The sequence below is a fragment of the Thiocystis violacea genome (assembly GCF_016583565.1).
In the GTDB taxonomy this organism is placed as follows: domain Bacteria; phylum Pseudomonadota; class Gammaproteobacteria; order Chromatiales; family Chromatiaceae; genus Thiorhodococcus; species Thiorhodococcus violaceus_A.
In genome coordinates this window covers 51,182-68,563 of the sequence record NZ_NRRF01000025.1, presented here as the reverse complement: position 1 = coordinate 68,563, position 17,382 = coordinate 51,182, and the positions used below count along the sequence as shown (strand labels likewise).

18 protein-coding genes are annotated in these 17,382 nt (G+C 59.5%); all 18 read right to left on the bottom strand.

All coding sequences use genetic code 11. From position 1 onward, the window contains the following. Positions 1-321 precede the first annotated feature (321 nt). Positions 322-594, bottom strand: a complete 273-nt coding sequence (locus tag CKO23_RS12070; protein WP_200331404.1) for a hypothetical protein — start codon at positions 592-594, stop codon at positions 322-324. Positions 595-605: 11 nt separating this feature from the next. Next, positions 606-926, bottom strand: coding sequence for a hypothetical protein (locus CKO23_RS12065; protein ID WP_200331402.1), 321 nt, complete (start codon positions 924-926; stop codon positions 606-608). 69 nt (positions 927-995) lie between these two features. Then, entirely contained in the window at positions 996-1,712 is a 717-nt protein-coding gene (locus tag CKO23_RS12060) for a DUF3313 domain-containing protein (RefSeq protein ID WP_346014602.1), read from the bottom strand. Positions 1,713-1,971: 259 nt separating this feature from the next. After that, complete coding sequence (locus tag CKO23_RS12055; protein ID WP_200331400.1) at positions 1,972-2,361, bottom strand: LysM peptidoglycan-binding domain-containing protein; 390 nt, start codon at positions 2,359-2,361, stop codon at positions 1,972-1,974. Between the two features lie 83 nt (positions 2,362-2,444). Next, on the bottom strand, positions 2,445-2,786 hold the full coding sequence (locus tag CKO23_RS12050) for a hypothetical protein (RefSeq protein ID WP_200331398.1): 342 nt from the start codon (positions 2,784-2,786) through the stop codon (positions 2,445-2,447). A 327-nt stretch (positions 2,787-3,113) separates the two neighbouring features. Continuing rightward, positions 3,114-3,566, bottom strand: a complete 453-nt coding sequence (locus CKO23_RS12045; protein ID WP_200331396.1) for a DUF1134 domain-containing protein — start codon at positions 3,564-3,566, stop codon at positions 3,114-3,116. Positions 3,567-3,682: 116 nt separating this feature from the next. Then, the gene (locus CKO23_RS26380; protein WP_274600214.1) at positions 3,683-3,814 is read right to left on the bottom strand and encodes a hypothetical protein; all 132 of its coding nucleotides are present in this window, start codon (positions 3,812-3,814) and stop codon (positions 3,683-3,685) included. Between the two features lie 117 nt (positions 3,815-3,931). Continuing rightward, entirely contained in the window at positions 3,932-4,207 is a 276-nt protein-coding gene (locus CKO23_RS12040; protein ID WP_200331394.1) for a hypothetical protein, read from the bottom strand. Positions 4,208-4,271: 64 nt separating this feature from the next. Continuing rightward, positions 4,272-5,093 (bottom strand): neuromedin U, encoded by an 822-nt coding sequence (locus tag CKO23_RS12035; RefSeq protein WP_200331392.1) that lies wholly within the window; start codon positions 5,091-5,093, stop codon positions 4,272-4,274. 130 nt (positions 5,094-5,223) lie between these two features. Beyond that, positions 5,224-6,822 carry a DUF1214 domain-containing protein gene (locus CKO23_RS12030; RefSeq protein ID WP_200331390.1) on the bottom strand — a complete coding sequence of 533 codons (1,599 nt, stop codon included), beginning with the start codon at positions 6,820-6,822 and terminating at the stop codon, positions 5,224-5,226. Positions 6,823-7,256: 434 nt separating this feature from the next. After that, the gene (locus CKO23_RS12025; RefSeq protein WP_200331388.1) at positions 7,257-9,062 is read right to left on the bottom strand and encodes a DUF1214 domain-containing protein; all 1,806 of its coding nucleotides are present in this window, start codon (positions 9,060-9,062) and stop codon (positions 7,257-7,259) included. 397 nt (positions 9,063-9,459) lie between these two features. Then, complete coding sequence (locus CKO23_RS12020; RefSeq protein WP_200331386.1) at positions 9,460-11,211, bottom strand: DUF1214 domain-containing protein; 1,752 nt, start codon at positions 11,209-11,211, stop codon at positions 9,460-9,462. A gap of 280 nt (positions 11,212-11,491) precedes the next feature. Continuing rightward, the gene (locus CKO23_RS12015) at positions 11,492-12,763 is read right to left on the bottom strand and encodes a DUF1214 domain-containing protein (RefSeq protein WP_200331384.1); all 1,272 of its coding nucleotides are present in this window, start codon (positions 12,761-12,763) and stop codon (positions 11,492-11,494) included. A gap of 115 nt (positions 12,764-12,878) precedes the next feature. Next, on the bottom strand, positions 12,879-14,546 hold the full coding sequence (locus CKO23_RS12010; protein ID WP_242482395.1) for a DUF1254 domain-containing protein: 1,668 nt from the start codon (positions 14,544-14,546) through the stop codon (positions 12,879-12,881). 189 nt (positions 14,547-14,735) lie between these two features. Then, positions 14,736-15,161 (bottom strand): response regulator transcription factor, encoded by a 426-nt coding sequence (locus CKO23_RS12005; RefSeq protein ID WP_274600212.1) that lies wholly within the window; start codon positions 15,159-15,161, stop codon positions 14,736-14,738. Between the two features lie 85 nt (positions 15,162-15,246). Further along, the gene (locus CKO23_RS12000; protein ID WP_242482394.1) at positions 15,247-15,789 is read right to left on the bottom strand and encodes a hypothetical protein; all 543 of its coding nucleotides are present in this window, start codon (positions 15,787-15,789) and stop codon (positions 15,247-15,249) included. Positions 15,790-15,902: 113 nt separating this feature from the next. Then, entirely contained in the window at positions 15,903-16,760 is an 858-nt protein-coding gene (locus tag CKO23_RS11995; protein ID WP_200331380.1) for a hypothetical protein, read from the bottom strand. A gap of 61 nt (positions 16,761-16,821) precedes the next feature. Further along, positions 16,822-17,184, bottom strand: coding sequence for a hypothetical protein (locus CKO23_RS11990; protein WP_200331378.1), 363 nt, complete (start codon positions 17,182-17,184; stop codon positions 16,822-16,824). Between the last annotated feature and the right edge of the window lie 198 nt (positions 17,185-17,382).

The following is a 17,382-nucleotide window of genomic DNA, read 5'->3' as shown; positions in this document are numbered from 1 at the left end:
GTCTCGACATCAGGCCGTTACGATGTCGAGACTGTTGCCTTCCGATGTTCGGACTACGTCGGCTCCGCTGGCATCAGTTTCGGGGCTCTATCACACAGCCTACACGCCCCCTGTGTTCGCTTCGCAGCCGGGATCGCTCCCGCACCACGCCACACTCGGTTCCGGTGGATGGCCAATCCTTACCGGCTCGGGACTTTCACCCGGTGGGCCGCAACAAGGAGTTTCCGATTCGCTTATCTGTTCGCTATCTTCCTCTCCTTCCAGGCTTTGCCTGGCGCAACCGAAGGATGATCGACGCCCGGAAACGCAAGCCATGCCTCGTCAGGGGATATATCCAGGGGCGTTAGGCCCCAGGTTCTCTTCACCCTCGACGGCCTCCTCGTAGGGGTCGCCGGTCGCATTTTCCTCATCACCCGACATGCCCGTCTCGTCGACCTGAGCGTCGAGTACAGCGTCCCCCACGACCGCCCCATCGTCGAGGTCGACGCCCTCGACGACGACCTGATCGCCACAGCCAGAGACCACCAAGCACACGAGGGCGGCCGCGAGAAGCCGAGCCGGTAGTGGCTGAGATGGCGTGAAGTCAAGGTTCATGGATGCCTCGCTCAATCGAGCTGATCGAAGATGCAGTTGAGGGCTGCTTGATTGGTGTCTGTCGGATAGAAGGCGTTGATGTCGGTGGCGTAGGTGGACTGGTCGACCTGGCCCGCGGACAGCTTGCTCGTTTCGTCGACGAAATAGACGTCGCTGCTGTTGACATCGAGCAGAAATTCGATGGGTTGGTTGCCGATTTTGAGCTTTCCGCAGTTGGCGGCGACCTGGTCCAGGAAGGCGTTGCTCGCCGCGCCCTCGGGCGCGAGGACGCCCCCGCCACAGCCGGATAGGCCGAACACTACGATAGCGCTGCAGAGGATCCTGCGTTTCATGACTGCTCCCGATGAGGCATGGTTGATCGTGAAAGCCGCCGCATGCGATGCCTGCAGCGGTTTAGCGGTTCAGCCTGGCTTGACCCCACGCAATTCGGCAATGCGCTGCGCCGTGAGCGATGCCCATTTGTCAAAGGCATTCTTCGCGTAAGACCAGCTCTGGAACGAGTTCAAATAACCGCTCGCCCAGGTCTGAGCCGCGCCGGCGGCGCCGGCATCGAGGTCGGCGGCATATTTGCGACCGATCTCGGTATCGCGGCATTCACCCAGCACGGCCCCCGACACCCCATCGCGAAACTGCATTTCCATGCCCGTCTCGCCGAGGTAGGGGGTGGATCCGGCGGGACGGCCGGTGGCGACCCCGGAGCCCGCCTCGGCAATGAAGCCATAAGGCACCAGCGTGCCCGCGACGCTTTCGGCGACGCCGGTCGGCACCAGGTTGGTGAGCGCGACCCGCATCACCACGACGCCTCGGCCTGGCTTCTCGACCACCGGCATCTGCGGCTTGAGCGCCTTCACCAGTGCGCCGTGGAAGTAATCGGTCAGCGTCTTGAGGTCGGTCGGATCGATGCCTTTCTGCTGTCCGGGTTTAAGCATGACGACCATGCGTGAGATCAGTATCTTGTGATACTGCTTGGCGTCGAGATGCGGATCGCGCCAGCATTCGATACCCTCACCCCAAGGGGTGGGCTTGAGTCGGGCGTAGTCAGACAGAAAGCCGCTATCGGTGAAACGGGTCGGATCGCTGGCCGTGACGTCAGTGCCGCTGCCCATGAGGGCGGGCACCCCTGAATCCGTCGATGCACAACCCGCCATGCTGAGCACGCCAACCAAGGCGCTGCCAAGCAGCCAATGCGTGCGATCCCTGTTCATCTTACTCACGACCGAGCCCTCATTGTGTTTGGACAATCGCTTCCGCCTGATGCTATTCGAGCGGTGACGGGGCCATTGCGTCACCTCGACCCAATCGGTTCAAACCGCGTCCAGCCCATCGCTCGTGGCAACCGCAAGGCCGCAAGACGAGGCTTTCCGCTCTGAACGCGGTTCAGTCTGGAATCTGGAGCTTCGCCCCGGTTTCGATGAGATTCCCCTGTAGCCCGTTCAACGCTTCGATCGCGGCTACCGTGGTAGCGAATCGCCGGCTGATTTCCAACAGATCGTCCCCCTTGGCGACAGTATAGAGTCCAGTGTCTGGATCGAAGAAGCCCGTGGCGTGTTTCGGCGGGATGTAGATCACCTCGCCAACAGTGACGTCTTCGCTCTTCTTGCCGTTGCTGACCAGGATATCCGTGACGCTGATCTCGTACTTGCCGGCGATCGTCTGGATGTCCTCGCCCTCAGTGACGGTGTAGGCGACGATGTTGTCGCTCGCGGCCTGGGTCGAGCCCAGGACAGCGAGGAGGGCGGTGGACAGGACCAGTTTTTTCAGCTTCATGATGTGCTCTCTGTCGGAAGTAATGGTCTAAAAAACGTGAAATACGCTCCGGCGGAGTCAAGGATTGCCGGAACTGGCACGGTTTAACGGTGATCGGCCGCGTTCTTGCCCTCTGCCTCACCCGCGTCCTGGTCCATCTTCTCGGCCAGCGCGGCGGCATCTTCCGCCTCGGCCTCAGCCTTGGTCGCAGCATGCTCTGTGGCGGCGGACGGATGCGCTTTCGCCTCCGCCTGCGCGGCAGCAGCGGCCTTCATCTTGTCGTCCATCGCCTGTTGAGCCGCACTCGCTTCCTTCTGATAGGCGGCCGCCTCGCTTGCGTTCTCCATGGCCTGGGCCTTTTCGGCCGCCGATTCGGCCGAGGCAGTGCCAGTGAATGCAAGGGCTGCGGCGATGATTGAGGGGCAAATCATTCTATTCAGAAACATGCGTTGTCACTCCGCTTTACGTTTTGATCCACTGGTTTCTATTTAGGCGATTTCGAGGTGGCGGCCTTGGTCATCGGTTGGACCGGTAGGGTGGACGAGCGAGAGCGAAGTCCACCGAACCCCGCGCCGTTGTTGGTGGACTGCGCCGCGCTTGTCCACCCTACCGAAAACGACTGGTCCGAAGGATGATCGACGCCGAGGCATCAGTATCCCGATACTCGCAATAGCTGCAACTCTTGCAGGGGCGATTTAAAACGCCCCTGCACCAGTCCTTTTCCAGAAATCACCGGATCATCGCTGGCATCCAAGCCAATTGAGTAGACGGCACTATTCCATCGTGACCTTTATGCCGCTGGCCGAGCCGGCGTTCAGCTGCAAGCCTTGGGTCCGAGACTGCAGGCGCATGATGACGCCGTTTTCGTTCTTGAGTCGCAATCCGCCAATGCCGCCACCGAGCGTGACGCTTGCGTCGAGCTTGGTGTAAGTGCCGGGGAACTTCGCGATGTCATCCAATGCGTAGACCTCTCCAGAGGCGCTCATCTTCGAGACCCCAATGTTAGCCCCCGCCGTCAGGCCGCCAATCTTGAAGGAATATTCCTGGCCCTGGAATGTCAGTTGGCCGCCGCCGGTCGTGCCGCCCAGAATGAACGCGAATTGCTTCTCGTCGATTGTGACGGTTCCAGATGGTTGCTTGGAATCGGCTGCCAGTGCCAGCCCCCCCATCAGGAGCGTGATAGCAAACAGGGCTTGACCAGTCATTTTGCTGAACATCTTCATCATGCGTTTCCTCGTTGGTTAAAAAGCATTTCAGTCTAAACCGCGTCCAGCGTGGCACACGACGCGTTTAGACCTCATTCAGCCTCGCGCGAGCCAGCGCACATCGGTGCTGACTCGGTTCAATTCGAATTGGCGGCGACGCAACCGTCGCCCCCCTCGGCACAGACGACAATGTAGGTCTTACGCTGATTGCAGCCCTCGACGCCGACGGTGTACTCGGCTCGGAGGACACCAACATAGGGTCCGTCCATGGGGGGCTGGATCAGCTCACGGGAGAGCACGTCTCCCTGGGCGCCGGGACATGAGATGCTTTTTTGCTTGGAGCGGTCTCGGCAGCATGGACGGCTGTCGGATCTGACGCGATGTAATCAGCAATCCTGTCGACAGATCGACGCGTCTTGCTCGCAAGCATCAAGACAACTCCCAACCGAAACATCCCCTTCGTCGAAATGCTCATCGTCGGCACGCGCGGTGGTTTCGGCACACTGCTGTTTACATGCCGCGAGTGTCGCCTCGCATGCGTCGATACAACCAGGACCGGATAAGGGTGCGATCGGATCGATCGACTCCATGGCAGCGGATCCACCCTCGCCGAATGCGAGCGTCGAACATAAGACCAGGCCAATCAAACTAAAGAGCTTCATGGTGTTTCCTCGAAGATCGATTGACATGAATGAGTCGATTTCTTATCTACCTCCAATTTTTTCGCTATTTGGGAAACATCAACTGCACCTGCGCGCGGATCTGCCAGTCGGCACCATTATCGGGGCTGACCGCGTTGTAGTAGGCCGAGAGCTGCGTATTCACCGGCAGCTTGCCGAGATGGAAGATCTTGCCCACGCCGCCGCCGACAGGGATGGTCCAGCGGTTGTCGCTGTCGGCGGTCCAATTGGCGGTGATGATCGGTGCCGAGGTCAGATAGAGACCACCCTTGAAGTTGTAGTTGAGGAAGGGCTGAATCAGACCGTTGTTGTAGTAGCCGCCGTGCTGGTCGTTGGTCAGCGACCAGACATTGTTCACCAGGGCACCATAGACCCAGGGATTGCCATGCTCGATGCGCAAGAGCACGAACGACGGCCCAAGCCCCCAATTCCCGTTGCCGAGCTCGTCGCTGGTGTTGGTCGGAAGCTGGGCGACCGGTCCCGCGCCCCAGATCCATTTGCCAGGCTTGGCGGGGGAGAGGAAGGCCGTGAACACGGTGTCGCCGATCCCGCTGGTGCTGTCGATCTCCGGTCCCAGCGACGGCATCCAGACCACCGGCACGATGGTCCGGGTGATGATGTTCCAGTCGTCATTGATCGAGATCGGGATCACTGGCTGGATGTTGAGGATGTTCTGTGTGCCCTGCTCCGGTCCGTAGTTCAGGTTGGTGTTGTTCTGAAACGGGATGCTGATGAGATTGCCGACTGGATTCTGCGCGAGCTTCGCCAGTTCCTCTGCGTTCATCTCGGCCATCGCCGGGGCGCTGCCCAGCACTGTGATGGCCAATGCCCTAACCAGCAAACGCAACGCATTGAATGATGTGTTCATGACTTCAGTTTTCGGATAGAGGTAATGGGTGCCGCGGCAAAAAGGATTCGGTCATCGTTCGGCCGCACGGCGTGACTCCTTGACCATGTGGGATGGGCGATGTGAAGCGGCCCATCCCACGCGGCCTCATTCAATCGACCGGTTCGATCTCGCCGGGTCGCCAGGTCTTGTCGATCCATGGCGCGAGCGGCCCGTACATCCGCAGGATGACGAACCAGCTCTTGCCGGGAACGGTCTGCAACCAGTTGCCTTCCTTGCCCTTAGGTGCTTCGGGCGCGAAATAGACATCGAAAGAACCATCCGCATTCTTCTCAAAGCCCTTGGTCAGGCTGCCAACCGTTGGGAAGAGTTGGCTGGTTTGCAGTTGTGTGCGGGTTTGGGTGTCGTAGAGCGTGACGGCCCAGAAGTTGTTCACGGGCACATTGGGCGGCAAATGCAGCTTATAGGTCTTGGCGCCGTCGAACGGCTGATCCTTGCTATCCAGCATCCCCAGGGCGTAATCGGAACCCGCTCCCGGATGCGTCACGGCCATCGCGGGCGTCACGCCGCCGGCGTTGTAGTAGAACAGCACTCGCGCATCGAGATTCATCGCGCCGTCGGCTTCGAACGAGGTGTTCTTGTTCGCAAAGCCCATCATCCAGTTGCTGTTCGAGTCGGGGTAGATCTTCACCCCAGAGATGCGAGGATCGTAGGTGATGGAGCGCCCGGCGGCATTCCCAAGCGTCGCCGCCTCGGCCAGGAGCTTCTTCATCCTGTCGTCGGGATTGAATGGCTTGCCCTTGACGATCCCGATCGCGCTCAGGTAACCACGAACCTCGGGACTAATCGCATCAATGGGTTCCTCCTGAACGATGGTGTTCAAGATGTCGAAGTATTCCAAGGTGCTCGGAAAGATGGTGCTGAAGGATCTGCCGGACATGTTGACGAACTCGGTCGGCGCCGGATTCTCTTTGTCTTTCAGCGGATAAACCTTCAGCCCGGATTTGAAGTTATCGACCGCCGCCTCCAGGCCATCCTTGATCGAACCGCGCAGAAAGAGGAAGTTCTTGTTGGTCTTGGGCTTCAGCAGGAAATAGCCGTCCGGGATCTCGCCCTCATAGCCCGGAGGCAGGACCAGATATTTGCCGCCCTTGCCCTTGTCCGGCCCGGTGACGCCCATGTTGCCGACGAAGCGTTGCCAGGCATCGTCGAGAAAGCCCAGCATGCCGGGCGGGATTTCGATGACCGTCGGGCCATCCTTTGCCAGATCCGTTGGCGCATAGGCGTACATCGTGGACGTGTTGGAGGTGATGACCGGCGTGCGGGAATCCATCAGCTGTTCCCAAATGGCGATCTTGTTGGGCGCATCGGCGCCCTGCTGGGCCATCCCCAGGAGTACGCTGTAGATCGAAACAGCACCGACGTTGTCGAGATAGACCCCGAGCGCACGCGAGCGGTCCAGATAGTCATACACCAGGTCGTTGGTGTTGCCGATCGGGACGCCATCGAAGAATGTCAGCTCGCCGGCAGCCGTCTGGACTTTGTCCGGAATCGACGCGGCCTGCGTTTTCATGGCCTCCCTGGCACTCTCTGTCCCTGCATCGGCACCGCCGATGGTCAGCGTGTCGCCAACCTTGATGGTGTCCGACGACAGCGTGTTGTGCGCCTTCAGCGCATCCACCGGGATTTCAAAGCGTTCGCTGATCGCGATCAGGTCATCGCCCTCGACCACGACATAGGTGGCCGTCACGGTGTCGTACTGACCCTGGGCGTGGTGACGTGGCCCTTTGTCGGCCGCTTGGACGCCGCCGATCGCGAGACAACTTGTCAGTGTCAGGACCGAAAGGACGGCCTTGAACCCGGTGTGGACGGGCGTTTTCAGGGTTGGGGATTTCTTGAGTTGCATCCGTAATACCTTCCTCATTTCGTTGGGTGACTGAGTTACTCGGTGTGATCCCGCAACATCCGAAACATCGCACTCATGCGTCAGATCGTTGCAGCTCGCGACAATTAGTGACTGCTCCGTGGTTTCGGCGACCCCGGAAATGTCCAGGTACCGTCGAAGATCGCCTGGCTCGGCTCATACATGCGCACGGCGTCGTGTCTGTACCGGATGCCATCCGCTGTAGCAAGAGGCAACACCTCGTCCTCCCGGTCGTTGCTGCCGATCCCACCCGAACTCGCTCAGTCGACCAACTCGATTTCGCTCGGGCGCCAGGTCTTGTCGATCCATGCTTCGAGCGGTCCGTACATCCGCAGGATAGTGAACCAGCTCTTGCCAGGGACGGTCTGGAGCCAGTTGCTCTCTTTGCCTTTAGGCGCTTCCGGGGAGAAATAAACGTCGTAAGAACCATCCGCATTCTTCTGAAAGCCTTTGCTCTGGCTACCGACGGTGGGAAATGGCTGGCTGGTCTGCAGCAAAGAGCGTGTTTGCGTGTCATAAAGCGTGACAGCCCAGAAGTTGTTTACCGGCACATTAGGCGGCAGGTGGAGTTTGTAGGTTTTTGAACCGTCAAATGCCTTTTTGTTGGCATCCAGATAGGCCAACGCATAATCGGAACCTTCGCCGGCCCGAGTTGTTGCCATTGCGGGTGTAACGCCGGTCGCGTTGAAATAAAACAGCACCCGCGCATCCAGGCCCATTATGCCATTCGCCTCGAACGAGGTATTCTTGTTGGCGTACGCCGTTGTCCAGGAACTATTGGTTTCCGGATAGATATATACCCCATCAATACGCGGCTGATAGGTAATAGCGCGCGCCGTCGCATTACCGATAATCGCGGCTTCGCTCAGCAGCTTCCTCATGCGTGCGTCGGGATTAAAAGGCTGACCCTTGACGATACCGATCGCCGCCAATTGACCACGCATCTCCGGCCCAATAGCATCGATCGGTTCCATCTGCACGAGCTGATCAAGACCTTCGAAATAGCTGATATCTTTGCTTGGTATCGTGCTATAGCTCTTGCCGGATATGTTGATGAATTCCGTCGCAGGCGGATCGTCAGCTTTCGTCAGCGGGTAGATCTTCAGCTTAGATTTGATGTTTTCCACAGCGGGCGCGAGCCCATCTGCGATTGAGCCGCGCAGAAACATCAAGTTGTTGTAAGTGGGCGTCTTGACGATGAAATAACCGTTAGGTTCGGCGCCCTTGTATCCCGGCGGCAACAGCAGATACTTGCCGCCCTTACCCCTGTCCGGGCCGATCACGCCAAAATTGCTGATAAATCTGAACCAGGCATCATCCAGAAAGCCGAGCATACCGGGCGGGAGCTCCACGACCAGAGGCCCGTCGGCTTTCAAGTCGAGGTAAGTCAGCGCATACAAGCTTGAAGTGTTGCCGGTCAGGTACAGGGATTCAGGTTTAAGCAATTGTTCGGAAATTGTAACTTTATTAGAAGCATTTGCACCGATGCTTGCATTGCCGGCACGCATCGCATTGAGCGATGCCGCACCCGAATTATTCAGATAAACCTCGACGGCTCGCATGCGGTCGAGGTTGTCGTAAAGTTTGTCGATGGTGGTGTCGTTAGGCACTCCATCGAAGAATTCGAGCGCACCAAGGGATGTCTCGACCTTGTCCGGCATGGAAATCGACCCTAATAACGCGCCGGCAGCCGTCTGGACTTTGCCGGGAATCGACGCCGCCTGCGTTTTCATGACTTCGCGGGCACTGTCTGTCTGTGCATCGGCACCGCCGATGGCCAGCTTTTCGCCGACCTCGATGCTATCCGACGACAGCTTGTTGTGCGCCTTCAGCGCATCCACGGAGATTTCAAAGCGTTCGCCGATCGCGATCAGATCATCGCCCTCGACCACGACGTAGGTGGCCGTCACGGTGTCGTACTGTCCCTGGGCGTGGTGACGTGGCCCTGTATCGGCCGCTTGGACGCTGCCGATCGCGAGACAACTCGTCAGTGTCAGGACCGAAAGGACGGTCTTGAACACTGTGTTGACGGGCGTTTTCAGGGTTGGGGTTCTCTTGAGTTGCATCCGCAATACCTTCCTCGTTTCGTGGGTTCGCAAGCGTGCGAATGACGATGTCTACGTATGGCGCATCGGACTTATCTACCGTCAACTTGTAGGATTTGGCGTCGATCATCCTCTGTTCCAGCCGCCTTCTGTAGGGTGGACAAGCGCAGCGCAGTCCACCAACGACAGCGCGGGATTCGGTGGACTTCGCTCTCACTCGTCCACCCTACCGGTCCAACTGATGACCAATGCCTAGGATTTCTTGCCGTAGTAGACATCGTTCACACAACCATCGTTATTGATAACCATCAACGACATATAGCCATCAACGACATATAGCGTTATTCGCTATCTGGCATTGCGGCTGTCGCAGCCTTGGAAAGGTTGACGACGCCCGGACTATAAAGGGTGTCGCGGTTCATTCGAACAGCTTAATGTCGTCAGGCTGCCAGGTCTTGTCGAACCATGGCTCCAGGGCGCCGTAAAGCCGCAGGATAACCCACCACGATTTACCGGGAACGGTCTGCACCCAGTTGCCCTCTTTCCCGGGCGGAGCTTTGGGGCCGAAGTAAACGTCATAGGAACCGTCGGCGTTTTTCTTAACATCCGGCTTCTCGCTGCCGGTGCTCGGCAGGCGTTGATCTGTCTGCAATTCGGAGCGCGTTTGCGTGTCGTAAAGCACGACCGACCAGAATGTCTTGGCTGGTACGTTCGGCGGCAGGTGCAGCGCGTAGGTCTTCGCCCCGTCAAAGTAATTCTTATCGGCGTCGACAGCCGCGATCGCATATTGCGAGCCCTTACCAACCATTTTCAGGAACATAGCGGGCGTGACCCCGGTGTAGCCGTAAAACATCCGTGTTCGGGCGTTGAGATTACGCGCACCATCGTGCAACCATAGGTAGCTACCGTCAGGATTTCCAGGCGCAAACCAAGCTTTGCCCGGATAGTAGTAGACGTCTTCTTTGCGTGCCCGGAATTCAATTGCTCTCGCGGTGGCATTACCAATGGCCACAGCATCAGTCAGAATTTTCTTCATGCGTGCATCTGGCGCAAAGGGCTTACCCTTTTCAATACCGATAGCCATTAGCTGACCCAGCAATTCCGGCTCCTGCGCCGAGCTCGGCTCCTCCTGCACGATTGTGTTCACGTCTTCATAAAACTGAAACGTGTTCGGGTGGATCGTGTTGAAATTAACACCAGAAACATCGATAAACTTGGTCTCTGGCGGATTGGCGGCTTTTGCCAGCGGATACTGACGCCATGTCTTCTTGAAGCTCGCAACAGCCGGCTTTGGGCTGCCATCGACAAGAAAGCCGCGACCGACGATCCAGTTGCCATAGGTTGGCGTGTGGTACACGAAATAGCCGTCGGGAATTTCGCCTTTGTATCCCGGCGGCACGAATAGATACTTGCCGCCTTTGCCCTTGTCCGGGCCGGCGTTACCCAGGTCAGCCACGTACCTGAACCAGTGATCGTCAACAATACCGAGTATGTCAGGTGACGTTTCGACCACCATGGGTCCATCTTTGAGATCCAGCCAGCCGAGCAGATAAACCGTCTCGGTATTTGGTGTCAGGAACAAGGACTTCGAATCCATCAGGTCTTCAAAGACAACCAGGGTCTGATTGTCGACGCCCTGACTGCGCAACCCTTCTCGAATCGCGTTTATCGAAGCTCCCGGCATGGTATTCAGAAACACCTCAACGCCGCGCTGCCGATCAAGGTTGTCATAAACCTTCTGCACAGTGGCTTCGTCCGGCAAACCATCCGTGAAACTCAGGGTACCGATGCTTGTTTCAACGTTGTCCGGCGTCGTGATCGACGGTGGGATGGGTGTTGTCATTTTCATTGTTGGCGGTGTCGCATCGGCATCGCCGATGGCCAGCTTGTCGCCGATCTCGATGCTCTCCGACGACAGCTTGTTGCGCGCCTTCAACGCCTCCACGGAGATTTCAAAGCGTTCGCCGATCGCGATCAGATCATCGCCCTCGACCACGACATAGGTGGCCGTTACGGTGTCGTACTGGCCCTGGGCGTGATGACGCGGCCCTGTATCGGCCGCTTGGACGCCGCCGATCGCGAGACAACTCGTCAGCGTCAGGACCGAAAGGGCAGCCTTAAACCCGGTGTTAACCGGCGCTCTCAGGGTTGGGGATTTCTTGAGTTGCATCCGCAATACCTTCCTCGTTTCGCTGGGTTACTGGGTCACTGGTGTTGACCAGGTCGCCAAAAGCCCTTAATCGATGTGAATACCCGCCAACATCCCGAACATCGCACGCATGCGTCCGATGTTCGGGCGTCGATCACCCTTCCGCTCAGTCGTCTTCTTAGGCTGGACAAGCGCAGCGCAGTCCACCAACAACGGCGCTGGCTTCGGTGGACTTCGCTCTCGCTCGTCCACCCGACCAGTTCAACTGATAACCGAGACCGATGGTTGCAGCTCGCTACAATTAGTGAGTGCTTCGTGGTTTCGGCGGACCCGGAAATGTCCAGGTTCCATCGATGATCGCTTGGCTCGGCTCATACATGCGCACGGCGTAATTCCAACCATCCATGATCGGAAGGCAATTCTCAGTTGTCGCCGTACAGCCTCCAAACCGAATCGTATAAGACCCATCGCTGTTTGGTTTTGCGATCAGGTTGTTGAGGCTGTATGCATTGAGGTCATTCTGCTGGAAATAGCCTTTTGCGTTGTAGAGGCTGATTGACCAAAAGCCTTTAACTGGAACATCTCTTACCGTCAGTTCGTATTCGCCGACCGGGAGGCCAGGTTGCACATTGACATACTGCGCATCCTTGTCCGGCAGGCCACCCCAGGCGGAGGCCGTGCCAATCAGGAAATGAACCGGGTTGACCTCCGCCTTGGAGCCAAATGTCTGGGTATAGCGTTTCAATCCCTTGGCCAAATCAAGAATGGCCTCAAGCGTCGCCTTATAGCTGGCTTTGTCGTAGTTTGGAAGAACGAAGGGTTCGTCGGATCCCGCGGATATCTTGATCTGATCCTGAAGTTTGTGGGCCATTGCCAAGTCCGCCGGGTCTTCCGGGTTCGCAAGCGTACGAATGACGATACCGACGTATGGCGTATCGAACTTGTCTACCGTCAACGTGTAGGAACCTTCGCCGTAGTAGACATCGTTCACATACCCATCGTTGTTGATCACCATCAGCGACATATAGCGTTTGCCGCCATCTGGCAATGTGATTGTCGCCCCCTTTGAAATGTTGACGACGCCCAGGCTGTAAAGGGTGTCGCGATTCATTCGAATCACGTTTTGCTTGTCAATCGGCGTGGGCGTCCGATTACTGTGAATCTTGTTGATGCCCCCTGCCAATTTGACCATGCCGGCGTATTCAAAGTCCGTCTGCGCTCTGTCGAAATTGTCAACGTTGACGACGATTGCTGACTCGGCCGAAGCATCGGCAGCACCGATGGCCAGCTTGTCGCCAACCTTGATCTCGTTCGACGACAGCTTGTTGCGCGCCTTCAGCGCATCCACGGGCACTTCAAAGCGTTCGCCGATCGCGATCAGATCATCGCCCTCGACCACGACATAGGTGGCCGTCACGGTGTCGTATTGGCCCTGGGCGTGGTGACGTGGCCCTGTATCGGCCGCTTGGGCGCTGCCGATCGCGAGACAGCTCATCAGCGTCAGGACCGAAATGGCCGTCTTGAACCCGCTGTTGACCGGTGCCCTCAGGGCTGGAGATTTCTTGAGTTTCATCCGCAATACCTTTCTTATTTCAGTGGGTTACTGAGGTTCCAGCAGAATCTAACGGCTTGGCTGCCGCGAGGCCGCTCTGCTCATGGCTGGTGTTTTGTTGAAGACCTGTCTCGACTCAGTTGACGCGTTCGATCTCGCTCGGTCGCCAGGTCTTGTCGAAGAAGGACGGCAATGGGCTGTAGAGGCGCAGGATGGTGAACCAGCCTTTCTCGGGATCGGTCTGGATCCAGTTGCCGCGGGCGATGCCCTCGGGCTGTTCCGGCGCGAAATAGACCGTCGTGGAACCGTCGTCGGCCGTCTCGGCGGCGGGCGAGGGATAGCTCTGCGAGCCGGCGCGCGGGTATTTCTGCAGCGTTTGGAGCATCGAACGGGTCTGGTTGTCGTAGGCCGTAAAGGACCAGAACGCCGCCGCCGGGATGTCCTTGGGCAAGGTCACCTTGTAGGTCTTGGCGCCGTCGCACGCTTGACCCTCCGCGTCGAGGAAGCCCATCAGGTACTGCGAGCCCACGCCGGGGATGCGCATGATCATGCCGGGGCTATCGAGCGTATAGGCGTAGTAGAAGGCGGTCCGTGAATCGAGCGTCCGCGCGCCGGTCGGCGGCAAGGGCTTGAAGGCTCCGTCCTCGAAGGCGGGCGGAGGGGTTTCGAAAAAGGCGCCGCCCTCGAACAGCATGTTGCCCCAGTGCGAGTCTTGGTAATAGGCCCACTCGGGATGGGCGTCGGCAAAGCGCCATTGCAGCGCCCGCCCCGTGGCTTGTCCCACGGCGGCGGCATCGGTCAGGATCTTCCTCATCCGGTCGTCGGGCTTGAACGCCTTGCCATGCACGATCCCGATGGCGGCAAGCTGGCCCGAGAGCTCCACGTCATAGCTGATCGCGGGCTCGTTCTGAACGTTCTCGTCGATCATCTCGAAGAAGCCGATGTCGCTGGGCGGGATGGTGTTGAATGCCAGGCCGCTGCCCTCGATGAATTTCATGTCCGGGATCTTCGGGGCGCCGCCCAGCTTGACCGTTCCCTCCAACGCCTCGGCGATGCTGGTGCCGAAGCCGCCCGCTGCATAGGGGTAGATCTTCATGTGGGCCTTGATGTTCTCGACCGCCGGTTTGGGGTCGTCGTTCACCAGGAAGGCGCGGGCCGCGTAGAGGATCCTGTTGGTCTTCGCATGGGCCACGAAATACCCGCCCTCGGGAAGCGGCCCCTCATAGCCTGGCCCGACGATCAGATAGCGACCGCCCAGCCCGCGGTCCGGCCCCGGCTTGCCGATATCGATGACCCAGGAGAACCACATGTCGTTGATGCTGCCAAGCCCGTCCGGCGGCTGCTCGATCACCATGGGCCCATTCGAGAGGTCAACCACCGACAGGTAATAGACCGTGTCGGCATTGGCGGTCAGGAACAGCGAGCTGGAATCCATCAGCTCGGAGAAGATGACGACATCGTTGTACCCGGCGCCGATGCCTTGCATGCCCTTGGCGATCGCCAGTGCCGAGGCGCCGCGGAAGCTGTTGTTGTAGACGTTCAAGGCTCGGGTGAAGTCGAGGGTGTCGTAGACCTTCCGGGCGGTTTCCGCGCTCGGCACGCCGTCGCTGAACTCCAGCTTGCCGATACGGGTCTCGATCGAATCCGGTGCCGAGAGGGACTCGACTGTCGTCTTGCTCACACCTGGGCCGACCGCTTGGGCGCTACCGATGGCCAAGCAGGTCATCAGCGTCAGGGTCGCGGAGACGGTTCCGAACCCACTGATGGAGGGTGCATTGAGCCGTGAGGATTGATCGAGCTGCATGCGTCGTTTCTCCATGGAAGGGGCAATGATAGTCAAATGACGGGTTGCTCCGGTGGCGACTTCAGTTCACATCCGCTCAAGCGTTGCCGCGCGCCATGTCTCGGCTCGGATGGCGGTCCGAGCCATGCGTCCGCGGCCGGGTGCGAAACCCTGCGCGGGTCTCCGGCCGGTCAACGATGATGAGGCACATCATGTCGATTCCATCGCTGCCCTGATGGCACCCAGTAGGGCGCTGCCGAGAAAGGGTTTAGCCAGGTAGTTCGCCGCGCCCTGCCGCAGGCTCGCATCGCCCAGGCCCGGTGCGTCATGGGCGGTGATCAGGATGACCGGCGTGGTATCGCCCCGCCCGCGCAGTGCGGCCAGCAGATCGAGACCGGACATGCCCGGCAGTCTCAGATCGGTCACGATGCAGGCGGCGTCCGGGTTGGACGCATCCGCCAACAGCGCCTCCGCGGAAGGGTAGAGCGTAACGGCGAAGCCGGCGGCAACCAGCAGACGTTCCATTGCAGGACGCATGCTGTCGTCATCCTCGATGACAAGAACCCAGGGGCTCGCGGCCACGATGGCGATCCTCGCTGCTGAGGCTTTGGCGGACTGGTCGGCCGCTGATGGCATCATCGTTCAGACAAGGCCAGCGAACCATCCGAGCGAAGAGGAAACGGGCGCCGCCCCAAAGGGCAGTCGCCCGAGCGATGGACGCTCAATAGATCACGGCGCGGCGCCAAGCACGTCGGCCCGCACCGGCGAAAGAGACCGGCGTCATCGGCATGCCGATGATGTCGATGAACAGCGAGGCTAGACCGGTGCTGGCCGGGGGCTTGCCCTCCAGAATCGTCACCTCGTAGCTCAGATCCTCTCCCGTGAGCATCGGATCGCGCAGCACCAAGACGACGTCCTCGAGCGCTCGATCGTCCAGGAACGACAGCGTCGCGTTGGGTGGATCCTTCAGGAAGCTGTCGCTGCCCTCGGCCCAAAAGGGAACGAAACGGGTCGTTTTCATGTGTCCGGCGATCCGCTCCGGGCGGTCGGAAAACATCAGGGTGGCCGGGCTCACGCCCTTGAGGGTCAGGGTGCCGTCGGCGTAGGTGATCTCCCTGGCGTTCTGCACGAACAAGAAATCGGCTATCCCGTGGGCCGAGTCGGTGCCGTTCTGGTCGTTCTCGGTTGCCCGAGCGGAGTTCATCGTCATGGCAAGCGGCCCAAGCAGGGCCGCGGCGGCAAGCAGGTCGCGTCGGGTGGTCATCGTGATCTCCTTCAGGGTTGAGGCATGGTTGCGAGCCATGCGATCGGGGCGCGCCGCGATTCAACGGATGCGAGCGGCATGGCGCTCACTCGGCCTCCGTTGCGCGACGTCGATCACCAGCGGAAAGTGGCCCCAAGGGTCGGGCCGGTCATGCGCAGATCCGCGTCGCGCTTGTCGTCGAAATCGTAGGAGAGGCTGCGGATGGAGAGGTTGACCTCACCCCAGTCGAACCCGTAGCCGACGCCCAGCAGCGCCTGCCAAGTCCAGTTCGAGGATCCGGTGCCGACGTCCAGATAGTAGGGCATGTACCAGTTGCCGTCGCCGAGCTGGATCTGGCCCTTGACGCCGATGATGCCGTCCCACTCGGTCATGTCGCGGGAGGCTCGTCTGGTGGTGTCGAGAACGCCCAGGCTTCCGCTGATGTTGAGTTTGAGGTCCGATTCGATCCCCACGTAGCGAAAACCGCCCAACAGATCGAGGCTTCCCCTTGGCTCGCGGACCAGCGTGTAGGCGCCCGCCAGCGTCCAGACGGTCGCGGCGAGGCTGGTCGTGGCGTTGCGGTCGACGCCGCGCAGGGGGCGACCGTCGGGACCGGTGAGGTCGCGCACGCGCGATCGCTGATCGCCGAAGTCGATATAGATGATGTCGGTGAAGGCCGACCAATCCCCCTTGCGCACCTCGCCGGTCGCCATGAACCCGAGCTTGAGGTGCTCCAGATAGTCGTTCGGGCCGATCTTACTGCTGGCGCTGAGCTCGCCGAGGGACGTGCCATCGGGTGCGCGCGGCCCTGACATCCGTCCGTTGACCGTGCCGTTGATGTTCGGCAGCCAGAGATAGGGCGTCAGCGTGAAGTGCCAGCCGCCGTCGTAAGGATCGACCTGATCCTTCGCGAGTGCGGCGATCGGAGACGCCGATAGGGTAACGGCCGCAAGGGCGGTCAGCGTCTGGTATAGGGATGCGGGTACGACCATGGCTTCTCTCCGTCACCTCATGGATCGATTGAGCCCCGTTGAGCGTTCGTCGTCTCTCGGCTCAGGGCTGCGATGGAATATAGACGTAGGCGGCCGGGACATTCGCCCCGACGACCTTGATGGCGTTGCTCTCGTAGAAGCCGCCGAGCGAGACGCTCTGCCCGGCGGGGAAGTCGCCGATCTTGGTTTCGTTGCCGGTGACCTCGTAGGTCCCCGACCCCGGCGGCATCTGGAAGGTCACCTGGCAGGGACTCGAGTCGCAGTTGGCGGTGTCTCCGGGCTTGATGCTGACCTGCATGACGCCGCTCACATGCGCTCCGGTCGATGCGCAAGCGGTCAACAGCGACAGGGCCATGGCCGGGAGTATCCAGCGGGCATGGCGGATGCGAGACCATGGATTGGACGTGGAATGGTGTCGGTTCATCGCGTGTCTCCAGAGCTGTGATTCAGGGACCTAGGCGGATGCCCCTCGACCGGCTGGCGGCGAGGGGGCTTCAAACCATTTCTTAGGCGTGCGGCTCGATCTCACCCGGCCGCCAGGTCTTGTCGAACAGGGTGATTTCAGGAAAACCAACAGACCGCTAGGGCGGATGGCCCGACAGAGCGATTCGCCTCTGCAACG